This is a genomic window from Siphonobacter curvatus, from assembly GCF_002943425.1.
Taxonomy (GTDB): Bacteria; Bacteroidota; Bacteroidia; order Cytophagales; family Spirosomataceae; genus Siphonobacter; species Siphonobacter curvatus.
Genome location: NZ_PTRA01000004.1, coordinates 36,436 through 54,827 on the forward strand (window position 1 = coordinate 36,436; position 18,392 = coordinate 54,827).

Annotated in this window: 12 protein-coding genes; 5 read left to right on the top strand and 7 right to left on the bottom strand. The window is 51.1% G+C overall.

The features are described from left to right. Window positions 1-239: 239 nt before the first annotated feature. Entirely contained in the window at window positions 240-1,148 is a 909-nt protein-coding gene (locus C5O19_RS18885) for a replication initiation protein (protein WP_102202792.1), read from the top strand. A 13-nt stretch (window positions 1,149-1,161) separates the two neighbouring features. On the opposite strand, the gene C5O19_RS18890 is transcribed toward C5O19_RS18885, so the two are convergent. The 5 genes from C5O19_RS18890 to cobA all read right to left on the bottom strand — a co-directional run bounded on the left by C5O19_RS18890 (window position 1,162) and on the right by cobA (window position 10,308). Next, on the bottom strand, window positions 1,162-2,598 hold the full coding sequence (locus C5O19_RS18890; RefSeq protein ID WP_104714954.1) for a rubredoxin: 1,437 nt from the start codon (window positions 2,596-2,598) through the stop codon (window positions 1,162-1,164). A 4-nt stretch (window positions 2,599-2,602) separates the two neighbouring features. Beyond that, on the bottom strand, window positions 2,603-6,094 hold the full coding sequence (locus tag C5O19_RS18895; RefSeq protein WP_104714955.1) for a nitrate reductase: 3,492 nt from the start codon (window positions 6,092-6,094) through the stop codon (window positions 2,603-2,605). Between the two features lie 384 nt (window positions 6,095-6,478). Beyond that, entirely contained in the window at window positions 6,479-7,780 is a 1,302-nt protein-coding gene (locus C5O19_RS18900; protein ID WP_104714956.1) for a NarK family nitrate/nitrite MFS transporter, read from the bottom strand. After that, complete coding sequence (locus C5O19_RS18905) at window positions 7,777-9,297, bottom strand: alginate export family protein (protein ID WP_104714957.1); 1,521 nt, start codon at window positions 9,295-9,297, stop codon at window positions 7,777-7,779. The genes C5O19_RS18900 and C5O19_RS18905 overlap by 4 nt, the downstream gene beginning before the upstream one ends. Before the next feature lie 255 nt (window positions 9,298-9,552). Then, entirely contained in the window at window positions 9,553-10,308 is a 756-nt protein-coding gene (gene cobA / locus C5O19_RS18910) for a uroporphyrinogen-III C-methyltransferase (protein ID WP_104714958.1), read from the bottom strand. A gap of 276 nt (window positions 10,309-10,584) precedes the next feature. On the opposite strand from cobA, the gene nirB reads away from it, so the two are divergent. Genes nirB through C5O19_RS18930 form a run of 4 tightly spaced genes read left to right on the top strand, consistent with a single transcriptional unit; the run spans window position 10,585 to window position 15,568 of the window. Continuing rightward, window positions 10,585-13,104, top strand: coding sequence for a nitrite reductase large subunit NirB (nirB, locus tag C5O19_RS18915; protein WP_104714959.1), 2,520 nt, complete (start codon window positions 10,585-10,587; stop codon window positions 13,102-13,104). Between the two features lie 40 nt (window positions 13,105-13,144). After that, complete coding sequence (gene nirD, locus C5O19_RS18920; RefSeq protein ID WP_104714960.1) at window positions 13,145-13,489, top strand: nitrite reductase small subunit NirD; 345 nt, start codon at window positions 13,145-13,147, stop codon at window positions 13,487-13,489. Then, a complete protein-coding gene (locus tag C5O19_RS18925; protein ID WP_104714961.1) occupies window positions 13,486-14,895 on the top strand; it encodes an ATP-binding protein in 1,410 nt (469 codons plus the stop codon). Before nirD ends, C5O19_RS18925 begins: the two co-directional genes overlap by 4 nt. A 10-nt stretch (window positions 14,896-14,905) precedes the next feature. Next, window positions 14,906-15,568 carry a response regulator transcription factor gene (locus tag C5O19_RS18930; protein ID WP_104714962.1) on the top strand — a complete coding sequence of 221 codons (663 nt, stop codon included), beginning with the start codon at window positions 14,906-14,908 and terminating at the stop codon, window positions 15,566-15,568. Between the two features lie 163 nt (window positions 15,569-15,731). Here C5O19_RS18930 and C5O19_RS18935 read toward each other — a convergent pair whose 3' ends face one another. Together C5O19_RS18935 and C5O19_RS18940 are read right to left on the bottom strand one after the other, a co-directional pair. Further along, complete coding sequence (locus C5O19_RS18935; protein ID WP_104714963.1) at window positions 15,732-16,691, bottom strand: YihY/virulence factor BrkB family protein; 960 nt, start codon at window positions 16,689-16,691, stop codon at window positions 15,732-15,734. Between the two features lie 215 nt (window positions 16,692-16,906). Next, window positions 16,907-18,184, bottom strand: coding sequence for a sensor histidine kinase (locus tag C5O19_RS18940; RefSeq protein ID WP_104714964.1), 1,278 nt, complete (start codon window positions 18,182-18,184; stop codon window positions 16,907-16,909). Window positions 18,185-18,392 lie beyond the last annotated feature (208 nt).

Here is an 18,392-nt window from a genome sequence, read left to right on the forward strand (position 1 = left end):
AAAAATAAATACTTAATAGTCAATGAATTATCCTGTGGATAACTTATAAAAGTTGTGTTTTGATCGGTATAAAGTTGAGCTTTCATCGGTGAAAGAGCCGTATAAAGTTGTGTTTTCATCGGTAAAAAGGGTATAAAAAGTTGTGTTTTCATCGGTAAAAAGTTGTGTTTTGAAAAATATTGTACAACAAATTAAATCAGACTCCTATATTTGTCTCATTGTCAGCAACCTATGAGGCTATGAAAAAACAGATTGAACTCTATCAGGATAACTTTATTACGGAAGCTCGCTATGAAATGACGGAAACCGAGCGGAACATCATGTACATGGTGATTTCGCAGGTACGTCCGGACGATCCCCTCAATAAAATCTATCAGGTATCGATTAAAGAGATTGCTTCCGTGATGGGAAGTGAAGAAATCTATTACGATGCTTACAAAAAAGCCACGGCTAAGATTGTGACGCGTCTGGTGGAGGGGTACTTGCCCAACGGAGACTTTCTCCAGACCACCTTCGCCGCTTCAGCAACGTACAAAAAAGGAACGGGAATCATTGAAATCGAGCTTTCGCGAAAAATTCGTCCCTTTTACGTCGAACTCAAAGAGAAGTTCACCAAAATTCAGTTACAGGCGGCCATGATGCTGCAGTCCATACACGCCAAACGCATTTACGAATTGCTGTGTATGTACAAAAACATGAAGAATAAAACCTTCAGTCGCAGTGTAGTGGAACTGAAGTCCATGCTGGCCATTATCGATGCGAAGACAGGAAAAGATAAATACCCTAAATGGACGCATTTTAACCGGGAAGTACTGGAAATCGCCATGCGGGAAATTAATGGCAATACGGATTTAACGTTCACCTACACGCCTGTGTACGGCGAAAAAGCCGGTCGGGGGCGTAAACCCGTGGAGCGGGTTGTCTTCGAAGTAGCCTACGCCAGCAAATCGAGTGCCATTGACGTAACGCCCATTATGGACCGCCTCATCAATCGCTTCAAACTACGGCAGGATCAGGCAGAAGAGATTCTGGAATCGTTTACCATTGAACGCATCAACAAAACCCTGTACGACATCGAGGTACGGGCCGCTAACAACGAAATTAAAAATATTGGTAGCTACACGGCTAAAACGTTCGGTGTGAACTAGTTGAGAATTGGTTTTACGCGGAAACGATTTTAGTAATGGCTTGTAATTCCGTTTTGGGAGCTTCGCAGGTTGGGCATACGTAGTGGGCGGGAAGCGCCTGAAACAAAGTGCCTGCCACAATGTCCTGCCGGGCATCGCCGTACCGCTCGTCATAGTGCGTCAGGCAGTGCGGACATTCGTATACCGTAGGATCAGGCACGGCTGGACGGTCTTCGGCTAATGTCAGGGCAATCGGGCTGGGCTGGTGTCGTTTGCTGGTGTACTGGCGGCAAATGCGTTCTACCTGGTGCGGGACGTGCATTTTAAAAAGCCCTTTTTCGACCCGAATCAATTGCCGGCTGTTGGGATTATATTGCTCGGTCACGTAGAGATCATAGACCGTTCCCAGCGAAAACAGTCCCCACTGCAACCAGGGACGTTTCCGAATGAGTACTGAACCAAACACTTCGGACTTGGGACGAGTCTGAATGCCGAAGCAGAGTCCGAAGGTGCGGATATCCAGTTTTTCAAAATGGCGGCGGATGTAGTTTTTCAGCGTAGTTCCTTCCGTGGTATGATCCTCCGTTTGCCAGGCCAGTTCGTGGGCAGCGTGGCGTACATTGATGGCATACTTCCCCAGTAAGTACGACCAGTTTAAGCGGTCTTTCTCTTCAATGCCTTTGATAATCAACGATTTCCAGGGGGTTGTGCAAATCTCGCCAATGCGGGTTCGCAGGCATAGCTCACAGACTTCCCGTAAGAAGGCGATGGAAAACCAGTCTTCCCGGCTATACAGTCCCAACCAGCTACGCGAACCGTACCGATTGAAACCTTCGTAATAGGGGAGTGAAAATTCGGGTAGTTCCACCTCCTGCGTAGCCGGACGCGTGATGAAGGAAGTGTCCATCGTTTCGTAGAGAAACCAAGCATCCGCTTCGGCAGTCAGCCGTTCTTCCATTTGCTGGGCGAAGCGACCAATTTCGTTCGTATAAAGCAATTCAGGCCAGCGAAAAATAGCGTTGGTTTTCGGCTTGCGTAGGTAGACGTACCAGAAATGGGGTTCGGGCGAAGCAATGAAGTTAAGGTGACCCGTAAAAAAAGGCGTAAAACTCTGTCCCGCATCCGAAAGATTGATTTTAAGTCGGGGCTGAAACGCCAACTGATCCAGAATGGTGTGGTATTCACTTTCCCGCAGCCAGTCGCCGCTCCGGAATACGTCTTCGCCGCAGTACGAACTAATGATATTCGGCTGCTGATCCGTATTGATTTCGTACGTAATGGAAGTCGTTTTCAGCGATTTTTCCAGAGCCGGTAACTGTTCGTAGTGAACCGTCATCAAGACCTGCTGACGGCTACCAAAACGTACGTCTCGAACCCCCGCTTCCTGAGCCAGTGCCAGTACGTGTCGGAATGTTCCCGGGGAAAGAATACCGCCCGGAGCGTTGATTTTCAGAGTATAATAATCCCGCATGGCTTTACACGCTTACTACAAACGATTGGAGAATACTACGTACTTCAGGACGGCAGGAGCCGCAACCCGTACCCGCTCCGGTTTTCTGACACAGTTGTTGAAAATCAGTACAACCCGCCTGAATGGCCCGTTCGAGATTGCCTTGTCCGACACTATTACAGGAACACACCAGCTTGCCCTCCAGTGGATCGGCTTTCTGACTACTGCGTAAGAGCTGGAGGCGTTTTTCGGAAAGCTCCGTACCCTGAGCGATCAGGTCCCGAAACTCCTGAAATTCATTTTTATCACCCACCAGAATGGCTCCGACCAGTTTGTCCTGATGCACGATACACTTTTTGTAATATTGTTTGGCCGCATCCAGAAAGACAATTTCTTCGTAGGAAGCATCCGGAGCTTCGGCCAGCCCGATACTACACAGGTGCAGACCTTCCATTTTCAGAATGTTCATCGAAACACTGCCGCGATACGGCTGGGTACCATCACCGCTCAGAAAGCGGGCCGCGGCTTCAGCCTGTTGTTCGGCAGCCAGCGTGATGCCCCAAATCTGATCCCGCCACTGGGCAATTTCTCCGGCGGCAAAAATGTTCGGGTCGGAGGTCTGCAGGTAATCATTCACGACCACGCCGCGACCGCAGTCCAGCCCACACGCCTTGGCTAATTCCAGGTTAGGGGTAGTTCCAATGGCCAGGACAACGGCCTGACAGTCAAGCGTTCGGCTCGATTTGAGCCGGATGCCTTCTACTAAAGTGGTGCCGTGAAACGTTTGAATTTCTTCGTTGAAATAAATGTCAATACCTCGGTCCCGCAGATCCTGATAGAGCATTTCGCTGGCCCGGGCATCTAGTTGCCGTTCCATAAATCGTCCAGAACGCTGAATGACGGTGACCGACAAGCCCAGGTGTCGCAGTGAAGCCGCCAGTTCCAGCCCCAATAAACCACCGCCGACCACTACAATCCGGGCCTCGGGTGTACGCAGATAGGGGCGTAGCGTATCCGCATCCACGCGGGAACGCATATTGAAAATGCCGGGCAGCGGCGGTACACCTTTGGGCATAAAAGCCCGGCTACCCGTGGCCAGAATCAGCTTATCGTACGTATGTTCGGCTCCGGTACTATCAGTTACGACTTTATGCACCCGGTCAATGTGAACGATACTGGTTTCGGTATGCACCTGAATGCGGTTTTCGGCAAACTGGTCGGGCGACAACTTGACCAACTGCGACCAGGATTGTTCGCCGCTGATGTAATCAGGGAGGAGTACCCGATTGTAAAACGGATATTTTTCCTGCGAAAAGACCTCAATTTCATCGCTTTGATTCAATGCCCGGTACGACTGAATAAAACCAAGGGCTGCCGATCCTGCTCCTACGATAAGGATCTTTTCCTGCGGTTTCACATACGCCTGTACCTGTACCGCTGAAAACTTAAAGTCAGGTTCCTTCGATTTGGGGTCAATCAGAGTACTAGTGAGGTTGTTCGCCCGTCCTAGCGATCCAGTGCCGATTTTCCCCCAGTGCATAGGTAGAAAACAAAGGCCGGGGCGAACATCCGTAGTGAGCTGAACCTTGACGCGTACTGTGCCGCGACGGCCCCGGATTTCAACCAGTTGGCCGTCGCGTATCTGCCGGGCCTCCGCATCGGCGGGGTGCATTTGCAGAAAAGGCTGGGAGAGGTGCTGGTTAAGCTTCGCCACCCGACCCGTTTTGGTCATGGTATGCCACTGATCGCGGATTCGACCCGTCGTGAGTACTAAAGGAAATGCTTCATCTGTGGGTTCGGAAGCATTACCGTCCGGTACGGTATGAATCTGAGCTCGTTGGTTGGCCGTATAGAAACGATGATTCGTAAATAATCGCTGGGTTGAATCGTCAGCATTTGCCGGGTAGGGCCATTGAATACTGCGTTTTTGACGGAGTAAGTCATACGTTACGCCCGTTACATCGACGTTAGTACCGGCGGTAAGCTGAGTGTATTCGCGATAGACTTCCTCGGCCTTCTCGTAGGGAAAGGCTCGTTCAAAGCCCATTTTACGGGCAAACCGCCAGATGATCTCCACATCGGGAAGGGCTTCGCCGGGAGCGATTTGAATCTGGGGCAGGTAGGTAATACGGCGTTCGGCGTTGGTCATCGTGCCTTCCTTTTCCAGCCAGCCTGCAGCGGGTAATACCACATCGGCAAACGCCAGCGTGTCGGCCCGGCTGGAAATGTCCTGTACTACCACAAAACGGGCGTTAGTCAGGGCTTTTTCAGCGGCGTTCAGATCGGGCATGCTCACCATGGGATTGGTATTGATAATCCAGATGGCTTTTAGCCGATCATCCGCCAGTGCTTCTATTAATTCCGTCGCCGTCAGACCGGGCTTCTCGGCAATTTTCACCGGCGATTGCCAAAATTCTTCCACTTCCTGCCGATGGCGGGCATTGGTTACTTCCCGGTGAGCGGGTAGGGCATTGGCTAGTCCACCCACTTCCCGACCGCCCATGGCATTGGGCTGACCCGTTAGTGAAAAGGGTCCGTTGCCGGGGGTGCCGATTCGCCCCGTAATGAGATGCAGGTTAATGAGCGAGAGGTTTTTATTCACGCCCACGACGGACTGATTCAGCCCCATCGTCCACAAGGACAGAAAGCCTTTGGAGAAACCAATCCACTCGGCCGCCTGACGAATGGACGCTTCCGGCACGCCACACAACTCGGCTGCTTCGGCAATACTGCGTTGAAAAACGCTTTTCCGGTAGGCTTCAAAGCCATCGGTATGATCCAGAATGAAATGGGTATCAGTTTTCTCCTGTTCAATCAATAAACGGCCAATGGCGTGGTTGAGCACAATGTCCGTGCCCGGTCGCAAAGGCAGGTGCAGGTCAGCGGAACGGGCGGTATCCGTGACGCGTGGATCAACGCAAATGATCTTAACCTGCGGATTTGCGGCCTTATGAGCTTCAATCCGACGCCATAGAATGGGATGACACCAAGCCGGATTGGCTCCCTGCACGTAGAACACATCGGCTTCTTCCATATCATTGTAGCAAACGGGTACGGAATCTTCACCCAACGAAAGCTTATACCCCACGACGGCCGAACTCATGCACAACCGCGAGTTGGTATCGATGTTATTCGAACCAATAAAGCCTTTGATTAACTTATTGACGAGGTAATACTCCTCCGTCAGACACTGACCCGACACGTAAAACGCAACGGAATCAGGACCGTATTTTTGAATGAACGTTTTAAAAACCGCCGCGGTACGCTCCAGAGCCGCATCCCAACTGACGCGTTCGAGGGGAGCCGAACGTCCGTATCGCATCTGCGGGTAGAGCAAGCGGTCAGACTGATCCATCACCGTATAGTGTAGGTTCATGCCCTTTGAACAAAGCAAACCCCGGTTGGAAGGGTGTTGCGGATCGCCCTGTACGGAAAGCTGTCCCGAAGCTTCGGTTTTCACCACAATACCGCAACCCACGCCGCAGTAGCAACAAGTCGTTTGATGGGTGTTTTCCATAAGGGGGGCTTTTTTGCTTTTTATTAATGGAGTGCTGTTGATTTGGTGCAGATGGCGTGAGCTAGGAGTATATATACTGGGTTTCGTCTTATAAAGACGGCTGGTCATTAGTCCTATCGCGAACGCCGCTCACTTCATCCTACTCTAGGCCACCGCATTGGGGATGAAGCCGCCATGGAATGGTAGGCGACTTGAGCCCCAGGATGGAATTCCGCCATGGAATGGGATAGGGCGGGGATGGGTTTTATGTCGTCCATAAAGAGGTTTGATTATATCAAATCGCTAATAGCCAACAACGATCAACTACCGTCAGAAGATGAAAACTTCTCCCGCCCGTAAGCAAGGAAGACGGAACCCGGTATATATGCTCCGAATTCACCGAAACTAAACTGTTTGCAACGTCACTGCTTCCGCTGGCTCCGCTACCCGACTTTTGCCAAAATTGATTAGGAACAGCAATCCACCGATGATTACTACTGCCGCTCCGATGTAGAAAAAGGCTTGTCCGTAACTGATGCTCTGCGATTTGAATAAAAAGCCCATCAGCATACCACCCAGGTTACCACCTGCTCCAACTACACCGGAAATAACGCCTAGGGCTTTGGGATTGATGAAAGGTACCAGAGCATACGTACTGCCATTGGCCATTTTCAGGAACAAAGCGAAAGTGAGCATGGAAACAATCGCCATCGTCAGATTGCCCGATTGAGCGAAAAGCAGAATACCCAGTCCTTCCAGCAAGAGCAATACGGCCAGCAGAATGCCTTTTCCCCGCATCCCGTACCGCTGACCCACGCGGTCGGCTACTACGCCGCCCATCGCCCGGGCAAAGAGATTCATGAATCCGAACAACATGGCCCAGAAACCCGCCTCCGTTTCGCCCAGACTGAATTGATCGAAAAAATACAGAGCCGCTACACCGTCAAACGTAATTTCCATGCCGAAACAGCAGGCATACGCCAGAGCCAACGCCCAGACCCGAATGTCCGTACAGGCTTCGCGGAAACTACCCGCCGCCGTACCGGCATTCTGCCGTTGCAGGTCTTCAAAATTGCCCGCTGGCGTATCCGTGGTATATCGGTAGTACAGAAAAGCCATCACCAGCATCAGCAGACCCGGTACAATCATGGCGAGTCGCCAGGCGTCGGATTTAACGAAACCCAGTCCCATAATCAGCGTCATAATCAAAGGCATGGCGAGTTGTGTAACGCCGCCACCCAGATTGCCCCAGCCACCGGCCACAGCATTGGCGGTACCTTTAATTTGGGGAGCAAACATCATGGACGTGTGAAATTGCGTAATGACAAACGAAGCTCCAATCACCCCAATCGCCAGACGGAACAGGAGAAACGTGAGGTAATCGTGGGCTAGTCCAACAAGCATAACGGGTAGGGAACCGATCACCAGCAAAGCCGTATAGGTTTTTCTGGGTCCCCAGGTATCACACAGTTTTCCGATGATCAAACGGGCGAAAATCGTGGCTGAAACGGCCGCAATGATGGTGTTACCCACTTGGGACTTCGTCAGTTCCAGATCGGCTCGTATGGCGGGCATGAGCGGAGCCAGCCCAAACCAGCCGAAGAAGCAGACAAAGAAAGTCAGCCAGGTTAAATGAAAGGTACGCATCTGGATGCCACGGAAACTGAACAGCGGCAGGGTGTCGAGTGGTTGCTGGGTAGATTTCATCGGGAAGATTGATTTTTAGCTAAAAAGTCCGGACGGATGTTGAGCATCAGATACGCCCACTGACCCTGTTTGTCTTTCTGATTGACCGTGTTTTGTTTGACGTATTCCAGGCGATTGTTGCCTTGCATGAAGCTGTAGCCCAGTTCGAGTGAAGTGAAGGAGTTGAGCAGATACGTTGCTACGAAATCATATTCCCAGCCCAGACCACCCTGGATACGGGTAGGAAGTGTACCGTCTATACTTCGATTGAGTACGGGCGAGGCCAGAGCAAAATAGTGTACGTCGAAGCTAGCCGTCAGGCGTTTGTGAGCGTACTTGCTCTTGAAAAAGCTATCCTGTAAGCCCCCACTCGGCGAGCCCGTGCCTACGTAGAAGTAGTCCATGTAGCCCCAATGCCGATGCGGCGTGCCGTACAGGGGATCAAATCGGGAAGTCTCTCCGGTCTTCAGACCAGACTTATTACCGGAAAGCACTTCATAACCGAGTCCAAAACTAAAATGGCCCTGCTGGATAAACGCATTCCCACCGTAGTGATACGCCTGCTGAATCCGCAAGCCATCTCGGTCGCGACCGCTTTGCAGGTAGCCGAACGCCTGATAATTCACGCGTTTACTCAGTTTTCCGAGTAACATCGCTCCGTAGGTCAAGCGGGAATGCACGCCCAGTACGTCGTATTTCCGTCCGTAGACGTAGCCACTTGATTCGCTACCGATACTGTCTATACGATATTTGGAAAAGTCATCTTTGAAGAACAAGGCAGAAAACGTCTGTTGCCGGATACTGCGTTGCAGATAGGCCATCTGAAAAGCTTTGAACTGCTGCGTCTGACCGTTCGTACTGACTGCATTGGTCAGGATTGGAGACCCGTTTTTGCCACTAGTAGGAATAAAACCCGCAGGTAGGGGCAGTAAGGTATTTTTCGTGGACAAAGCCGTTGTGGGTACATTGCCGGGAGTATAGCTGGTGCCCGTCAGGCCAAAGGCGTCGGAATTTTGATTGAAACCACCGCCCAAATCCAGTTTCCAGCCCTGATGCCGGAATTTGAGTAAGGCGGCATCAAAGCGACGGCCCTGTTGTAACCAGTCCAGATTACCCAGTAACCGCACATCGTCGTACACCAGCTCCTGCCGTCCGACTTTCAGCGACAATTCGTCGATGGGACGGAATTTAAGCGTGGTGTCCGCCCGATTGATGAGCTGGATTTCGCCCCAGGCTTCGTGTACGGACAGGCGATTGCCATCCACTACGGAAATACTGGAAGCATCCTGGCCCCAGACGCGTACGTCCTGAAGCGTTACATTCATGCGAAGACGGCTAGCCTGATAGCCAAAACTCAATCGGGTACGTTGGGAGGTGAAAATGGCCGCTTGACTCCCTCGGGGGGCCAGATTGCCGTACCCATCCCGAAGTTCGGTTCGGGTACGAAGCTGTCCCGTCAGGGAAAGCTGTGCATGAGCAGTCGGGCCGATGCAGCTGGCTCCACCAAGAGCCAGTACCATCAGATACATTTTTTTCATCGGAAAGGATTTCGTACTACCGGAAGAATGGTATGCAACGCGTAAGTACTTCTGACCTGCGGCAGGGCCAGTACGAAGAGCGGTAGGCGGCGACAGATCGTGCGCCAGCGAGAGATTGGATTTGCTTTACGTCTGTTTTTCCATTTCCTTTGAAACGTTTGTGTGAACCATGAACAAGCCCCAAGTAACCGATCCAAAGGTGCCCCCGCACCGGATCGGTTCTTTTTTTATGAATTGGATTTTGTAATAATCTGATTACTCACAAGATACAGCAGCCAGACACTCGCGGATGTAAGCTGGATGTAATGTTACTACTTCACCGATCACCAATACCGCCGGAGCCCCCAGGCCGTGGGCAGCTACCCGTTCCGGCATTTCCCAGACCTGACCCATCACGCAGCGTTCATCGGGCCGGGTTCCGTTCTGAATGACGGCCATGGGTATCTCTCCGCGACCGTGGTCAATATATAACTGACACAATTCCTGAATTTTTTGCAAACCCATCAGTACTACTACGGTAGCCTTGGATTGTAAGGCCAGTTTCAGGTCTTTCGACAATTCGCCATGACGCGTCGTTCCGGTAATGACCCAGAAACTTTCACTCACGCCCCGCCGGGTTACCGGAATGTGCTGTGAGGCAGGTACGGCGATACAACTGGATATACCCGGTATAATCTGACAGTCGATCCCATGCTCGCGGGCATACACGTACTCCTCGTGACCCCGGCCAAACACGTACGAGTCGCCCCCCTTCAGACGTACCACGTGACCATACTGTTTCGCCAGTGACACCAGCAGAGCATTGATTTCTTCCTGCGAAAAGGAAGGCCGTCCTACCCGCTTGCCCACGTATTGCTTCATCGTTCCGGCAGGAGCATATCGCAGGAGTTCCTGATTGGCCAGATCGTCATATAATATAACGTCGGCCTGCTCCAGAGCCCGTAGTCCTTTCAGGGTGATTAACTCCTCGTCTCCGGGACCAGCTCCTACCAGGGTGATGCGTGTTTCCATGCCTTTGCTCGTTTGTGGTACTATCAGTTATGTACTATATATAATAAAATGTAACTATAGATGATTATTGGTTCAAAAATAGAAGTGTAATTTTAAAAAACAATGAAAAACATTAAAAATAGGTTTTAAAAATAACGATTTGTAAAAGAAAATATTAGGATTTGTGTTTTTGACGATTTATTTTTGATCGTATTAAAAGAGAGAACACGGGGGTGTTTTCTTGGAAATATTCAAAGATACAAGGGGCTTGTACTAGTTAAATAGTTAAAAACAACTATGAATCCACAAACAGAAGTACGAGTAGTCGTCATTGGCAATGGCATGGTCGGCTACAAGTTTTGTGAGAAACTCCTGGCTAAAGCAAAAAAAGAATCCGCGTTTCGGCTAACCGTATTTGGGGAAGAATCCCGCGTCGCCTACGACCGCGTACACTTAAGCGAATACTTTGCCGGGAAAACCGCCGCCGATCTTTCGATGGCACCACTGAACTGGTACCAGGAAAACGGAATCGAGCTGTATTTATCGGATCCGGTGGTGGACATTGACCGGGAACGCAAGCAGGTCCGCTCACACCACGGTCTGGTTGTTCCCTACGATTATCTGGTACTGGCGACGGGTTCCGGAGCTTTCGTGCCGCCCTTGGAAGGCGTGGAAAAAGATGGCGTATTCGTGTATCGCACGCTCGAAGATCTCGACCTGATCCAGTCCTACGCCCGCAAAGCGAAAAAAGGAGCCGTACTGGGCGGCGGTTTGCTGGGTCTGGAAGCCGCAAAAGCCCTGCTGGATTTAGGTTTGGCGGAAGCCCACGTGGTCGAATTTGCTCCCCGGTTGATGCCACGTCAGATTGATGAAGCGGGATCGGGCATTCTGCAACGCAAATTATCGTCCTTGGGATTACAGATTCATTTGTCCAAGTCCACGCAATGCCTGCTGGGAGCTGAAACCATCGAAGGCATGCAGTTCGCCGATGGCTCGGTACTTGACGTGGATATGCTCATCATTTCCGCCGGGATTCGTCCCCGCGACGAGCTGGCGAAAGTAGCCGGACTGGAAACGCACCCGCGGGGCGGCATTCTGGTGAATAACTACCTGCAAACCTCTGATACGTCAATTTTTGCGATTGGTGAGTGTGCCCTGGTGCATCAGATGATTTACGGACTGGTGGCCCCAGGGTACGAAATGGCCGACGTAGTTGCTTCTCAGATAGTAGGCGAAAGCAAGGAATTTAAGCCCTTTGATCTTTCCACCAAGCTTAAACTCATTGGCGTCGATGTGGCCAGCTTCGGTAATCCGTTCGCTCAGGAACCCGACTGCCAGACCATTGCTTACGAAAATAAAGCCAAAGGCATCTACAAACGCATCAACGTGAGTTCGGATGGCAAAACGCTGCTGGGAGGCATTCTGGTTGGCGAAGCCGAGCAATACAACATGCTGCTGCAAACCTGCAAAAACCAGACGGTGCTGCCGCCCAACCCGGAAGACCTGATTCTGGGCTCGCGGGGTGGGGAAGAAGCGGGTGCCGGCGTGATGAGCCTGCCCGACGATGCCCTGATCTGTTCCTGCGAAGCCATTACGAAAGCTCAGCTCTGCCACGAAATTTCCGAAAACGGACAGACAACCGTCGATGCCCTGAAAAAGAGTACCAAAGCCTGTACGGGTTGCGGCGGTTGTACGCCGATGGTGAAAGACCTCATTCAGGCGGTGCAGAAACAGCAGGGGGTATACGTGCGAAACATCATCTGTGAACACTTCGACTATACCCGTCAGGAATTGCTGGACCTGATCCGGATTAATAAACTCAAGACGTACAATTCCGTACTCGATCACTTCGGAAGGGGCCACGGCTGCGAAACCTGTAAACCCCTAGTCGCTTCGGTACTGGCCAGTTTGTGGAATGAAAACGTACTCGAGCAGGGCCGGGCGGTGATTCAGGATTCTAACGACCGTTTCCTGGCCAATATTCAGAAAGGCGGTAGTTACTCGGTCGTACCTCGGATTCCCGGTGGTGAAATTACGCCCGACAAGCTGATTGTGATCGGTCAAGTCGCCAAGCGATACAATTTGTACACCAAAATTACGGGTGGTCAGCGGATTGATCTATTCGGGGCTCACGTGGGCGATTTACCCTACATCTGGGAAGAACTCATCGCCGCTGGTTTTGAAAGTGGTCACGCCTACGGCAAAGCCCTGCGTACGGTAAAAAGTTGCGTCGGATCGACCTGGTGCCGGTTTGGGGTACAGGACTCCGTATCGTTCGCCATCGAACTCGAAGAACGGTACAAAGGTGTTCGGGCTCCGCACAAATTCAAATCGGGCGTCTCGGGCTGTATTCGGGAATGTGCCGAAGCCCAGAGCAAGGATTTTGGCATTATTGCTACCGAAAAGGGCTGGAACCTCTACGTGGGCGGCAACGGTGGCTCCAAGCCCCAGCATGCCCAGTTACTGGCGGCCGACGTGGACAAAGAAACGTGTATCCGGCTGATCGACCGTTTCCTGATGTTCTACATCAAAACTGCTGATCCGCTGACGCGTACGGCCACCTGGCTCAACAAGCTGGAAGGCGGTATGAGTTACCTTAAAGCCGTTGTTGTGGACGACGTACTGGGTATCGTGGCTGATCTGGAAGCGGAAATGCAGCAATTGATCCAGATGTACCAGTGCGAATGGAAAGAAGTCGTGGAGAACCCCGAATTACGCAAGCGGTTTACGCACTTCGTAAACGCCCCGGAACACAAAGATCCCACGCTGGAATTTACTCCCCTGCGGACGCAGATTCAGGCCAAAGAATGGAAATAAACCCAGGTATTCACTGTTATACGTTCATCCCTTTTCACTCATGGAAGTACTTTCTCCCGTAACCACCTGGCACCGGGCCTGCCGCGTGGAAGATATTCCCGCCGACGGCGGAGCCTGCGTACTCATCGACGGCCGGCAGATTGCCATTTTCAATTTTTCCCGCAGTAACGAGTGGTACGCCACTGACAACCAGTGTCCGCACCGCCAGCAAATGGTGCTTTCGCGAGGCATGATCGGCAGTCAGGGCGAGGAACCGAAAGTGGCATGTCCGTTTCACAAAAAGACGTTTTCCCTGCGATCAGGACAGTGTCTGACCGACGAACACTACCAGATTTCTACGTTTCCCATTCAAATCATCGACGGTCAGGTGTATATTGACGTATGAATGCACTCGACCGGCAGGTAGCTCGCCGTCTGACCCGTTATTATCTGCTGGCTCTGCACGTCATTGCTCTGCTGAGTATCGGAGGACTATGGTTCATTCGTCAAACCATCCATACGCACTACGCCGACAGCCGGGTACTGAATGTAGCCGGCCGTCAACGAATGCTTAGCCAGCGACTTACCAAGCTGGCTTTGCTGCGTTTATCCCCCCTGCCCAGTGCTGATTCGGTGCTATACGATTCGCTGCTGCAAAGCCTGAAAACGAGTCACGAACAGTTGAAGGCAGGGGTACTGATCATGGAAAAGGAGTACACGGTACGCCGAAGCCCAACGATTGACCGGATGTTTCAGCAACTGGAACCCGTTTTTCAGGCCATGTACCAAAGCTTCGTTTGGGTGAATACGCCGGGACAAACGCCAGATCAGCAACGACAGACGCTGACGGAATTGCTGAAGCAGGAGCCGGTCTTTCTCCAGCGGATGAACGCCCTGGTTTTTCAGTTCGACGCGGAAAGTACGGCCCGGGTCAACGAACTGGAACGGCTGGAAACCATACTAACACTAGCGACTTTACTGACGCTTTTGCTGGAAGGCCTGTTCGTATTTCGGCCCGTAGTTCAATATACCAAGCAGGTCATTCGTCAACTGACGCAGTCGGAAGAGGCCTTGCAGGAAAGTAATGAGCAACTGGCCCTGGCGAACGAAGAATTACGCACGACGCAGGAAGAAGTACTGCGGCTTAGCGATGAACAACATGCGTTGCAACGCACGGAAGACCATATCCGCTCGGCGGCTTTGCTGGAAGGGCAGGAGGAGGAACGTCGCCGCTTCGCCCGCGAACTGCACGATGGCATCGGGCAAATGCTGACGGGCCTGTACCTGCAGGCGGCTAAATTTCGGAAAGTGCCCTTTCCCGAAGAGCGGCAACGGCAGCGGGCCGATGAACTGGTGGAAGCCATTCAGCTCATCATCCAGACCACCCGGCAGATTTCGCATAATCTGATGCCGACCTTGCTGGGCGATTACGGATTGGCGGCTTCCTTGCAGTTACTGGCCGATCAGCTCAGTAAATCGGCCAGCTGTGCGATTCGTTTTGAACAGCAGGGCGAGGAAAAACGACTGGCACCGGCTCAGGAAATTGCCCTGTATCGCATTGCTCAGGAAGCTGTCACCAATGCTCTTAAACATGCCAAAGCCGGGCAGATTGCCTTAGTTCTGCACTACCAGCCCGAGGCCGTAACCCTGCGAATTCAGGACGACGGCGTAGGCATCGCCGAAATTTCCGGCCGCGAAGGGAGTGGATTGGAAAACATGCAAACACGGGCTCAACTTCTGCAGGCCACCTTTCAACTGCATTCTATACCCGGAAAAGGAACCTGGATTGAAGTACATTTGCCGCTAGGCTAAACCAAAAACGATGGCGATACGAATTCTGATTGCGGATGATCACTCGATGGTACGAAAAGGGATTCGTACCTTACTGGAAGACGAAACAGACCTGCAAATCGTCGGCGAAGCCGCCGACGGTGACGAGGCTCTGGAACTGCTGCCCCAGCTTCACCCCGACGTCTTACTGCTAGATATTACCATGCCACGTCTTTCGGGCATTGAAGTCAGCCGCATGACGGCTCAGCAGTTTCCTCAGGTGAAAGTGCTGATTTTCAGTATGCACAATCATCCCGATTACATTCTCAGTGCCGTGCAGTACGGAGCGTCGGGTTACTTGCTGAAAGATACCGACGACGAAGAAATTCTACAGGCCATCCGTACCGTAGCAGCGGGCGATCTATACTATCCGCCTTCGGCCTCAAGCGTCATTATCAAACAATTGGTACTGGCGAAGCCCAAAGCTCGTGTGGAAGTTACTACGAATGCCTCGATCTGGAATAAACTCACCAGCCGGGAAGCTCAGGTACTGGGTTGTCTGACGGAAGGCCTGAGTAATCAGGAAATTGCCCGCCGATTCGATACTAGTCCGAATACCGTAGCCAACCAGCGGGCGAGTATTCTTCGAAAAGCAAATGTCAAGAACACGGCTGAACTCATCAGTCTGGCTCTGAAGGAGCCGCCGGGGGCTTGAGGGTTGAAAACGTTTGAAGAGGGTTTGTGGCTTGAAATGGTTTAAGGTGTGAGAACGTTTGAACGGTTTGATAAGTACAAAAAAAGAACCCCAGCGGGGTCCAATTCTTATAGCCAAGGGTTATAACCCTGGGAACATAGGTAAGATATGGATGATTATACCATTACGACACAACCTTCTCTTTCTCTTTTTCCGTTTGCTGAATGGATTTGCTTCCCGCTTCCACCTGCACCTCTTTGATCGTTACAGCATACTCACTCGGATGAATGGCTGAACCATATTTAATGGCGTAAGCCTTCGTAAATTCGGCTCCGAAGTACAGAATCAGGGAAGAGTAATAAGCCCAAAGCAACACGATAACCAATGATCCAGCGGCTCCGTAGGTACCGCCCACGTCGCTCTGACCGATGTAGAAGGAAATACCAAACTTCCCAATCATAAACAGCACCGCCGTTACCATCGCACCCGCCCGAACGTCTTTCCATTTGATTTTGGCATCGGGTAAAACCTTGAATACGACTCCGAAAATGAGCGAGATGACGGCGAAGGTAATCAACTGGTTAATGACATAAAAGGCGACGACGGACACATCCGAAAAGCGGGCTTGTAGGCGACCACTGATCCCGTCGAGTAAGGAGGTGACGGCCAGGGAAACCAGCAGTATAAAAGCTAAACTCACAATCACGGAAAAGGAAAGAAAACGATTCTGAATCATTTTCAGCCAGCCTTTTTTCGGTTTAGCCCGGATTCCCCAGATGGTATTGATCGAATCCTGAATTTCAGCGAATACCGTCGTTGCCCCCAGCAACAGCGTGCCAAAACCAATCACGGCGGCTGTATTACTCTTACCACTGATGGCCGCTTTCTTCACAATATCCTGTAATTGCAGGGCGGATTCTTTGCCCAGAAATCCATTGAGGGTTTCGTAAATCTGCCCTTCCACGGCTTCACGGCCCAGGAAAATACCACAGAGCGAAATGATCACAATGATCAGCGGTCCCATGGAGAACACCGTATAGTACGAAAGGGACGCCCCCAGTTTGGTGACTTTGTCGTCCGAGAATCCGGAAAAGGCGTTTTTTAAAACTTCCCAGATGCCTTTGAATGAGATTTTTTCTTTCATAGCGTGGATTGGTTGATGAGCTGTCTTGTTTCAGAATGAAGGAAGAACGGGGATGAACCCGGGCCAGATCATTTTAGGAAAAAAACATTCCACCGCTATACGTTACTACAGAAAATACAATCAGTAAGCTTAAGGTAAGCCAGAGAAGCAGATCTCCAGAGGAGAAATCCAGTCCAATGATCCGGTACGCAACTACGTACCGGATCATTGGACAATTAGGCTTTATGTTCGAGCATGAGACGAATTCGGAAAAGCGTACCCACGTTGATAATGGATTCAATCTCTACCATACCGCCGAGTAATTCGCAAAGGCGTTTCACAATCAGTAAACCTACCCCTTCGCTAACGGGCAGGCCTTGGGAGGTGGTATAATTGAGCTCTTCACTGGTAAGGTTGGGTACTTCATCGACCTCCGAAAGATCCCGCTGAAGTACCCCTGACTCCTCGGCTTTGGGCATGAGTTGTTTGGAAAACAGAGCGACGAGCCCATCGGACAAACCCGGACCGCTATCCTGCACGCTGATATACCAGCGAAAATCACCTTCTTTGGACCAGGAGACGGAAACGATTCCGGTTTGCGTGTATTTGATGGCATTAAGCAGCAAATTCTGAACAATGCGGTGAATCTTCACGGAATCGTTCGACACCAGTAATTCGGGTGGACCATCGGCCCGTAAGATCAGGCCTTTCTGAACCGCCAACGGCTGGGCACTTTCCACAAGTCCGTAGAGAAGCTGTGAAGCATCAAAACGCTGGATGTCAAGCACTTCATAGCCCGCCTCCAGACGCGACAAATCCGTGAGTTGCTGTAGCATCTCGTGGATATTTCCCAGATTGCGGTTCAGCATTTGCAGTAACTTCGTACGTTCTTCTTCGGGTTTTTCGGCCTGATCCAGCAAGATGGCGGCATTACGTACTACGCCAAAACTGCTTTTGAGATCATGCGAGGAGGTCCGTAACAAATCCCCCCGAAGGCGGGTCATGTCCTGCAACTGATCCAGCGTATACTGCAGGCGATTGGCCCGACTGGCCGCGGCAAGCTGCTGTTGCTGATCGTATTCCCGCACACTGCCCAACATGGTTTCGGTTTTCAGTCGATCCACTTCCTGATAGCCAGCAATCAGCACGTCGGCATCACTATCGGGGAAAAATTCCCGGTACAATTGAAGTTCCCGAATCACACCCGCGTACAGGTAATTAATTTCGGCTAGTAAATTTTTCAATGTCAGGCCTTTTTGCCAGCGGTGCAAGCCATGAGCGGCCGCAATTTCGACGGGATCATTGCCCTCCGGCTGTTTTTGTAGGCGTTGGTGAAGAATCGTCAACAAAAGCGGAATCATATTGTTGAACTCTTCGCGGGCAAGGCCAGAAACATTGAGCAGGGTGGTATCCTGTTCGCATTGATTACGCCAATGATTGAGAATAGCTTCTCGGCGGGTAAACAAATAGGTGGCTAAACCAGAAAGGTCAGTATCTGAGATAGAAGAAGCCATGGGTACTTCAGATAAGGTTTTAAAGTTATGGGGGATGAGCTTGACGGTAAAAACGTCCTAAGATAAAGAAATTGTTTTTAAGAGTCCAGAGGGCTTGTCATGCCTAAGCTATACCTGTCCTAACAAATGCCAATTTATTGGTTTAAAATCGTTCATAACTGAGTTACTCTGTGGAGCAAGAGCTAATTTGGGTAAGGCATAACGATTT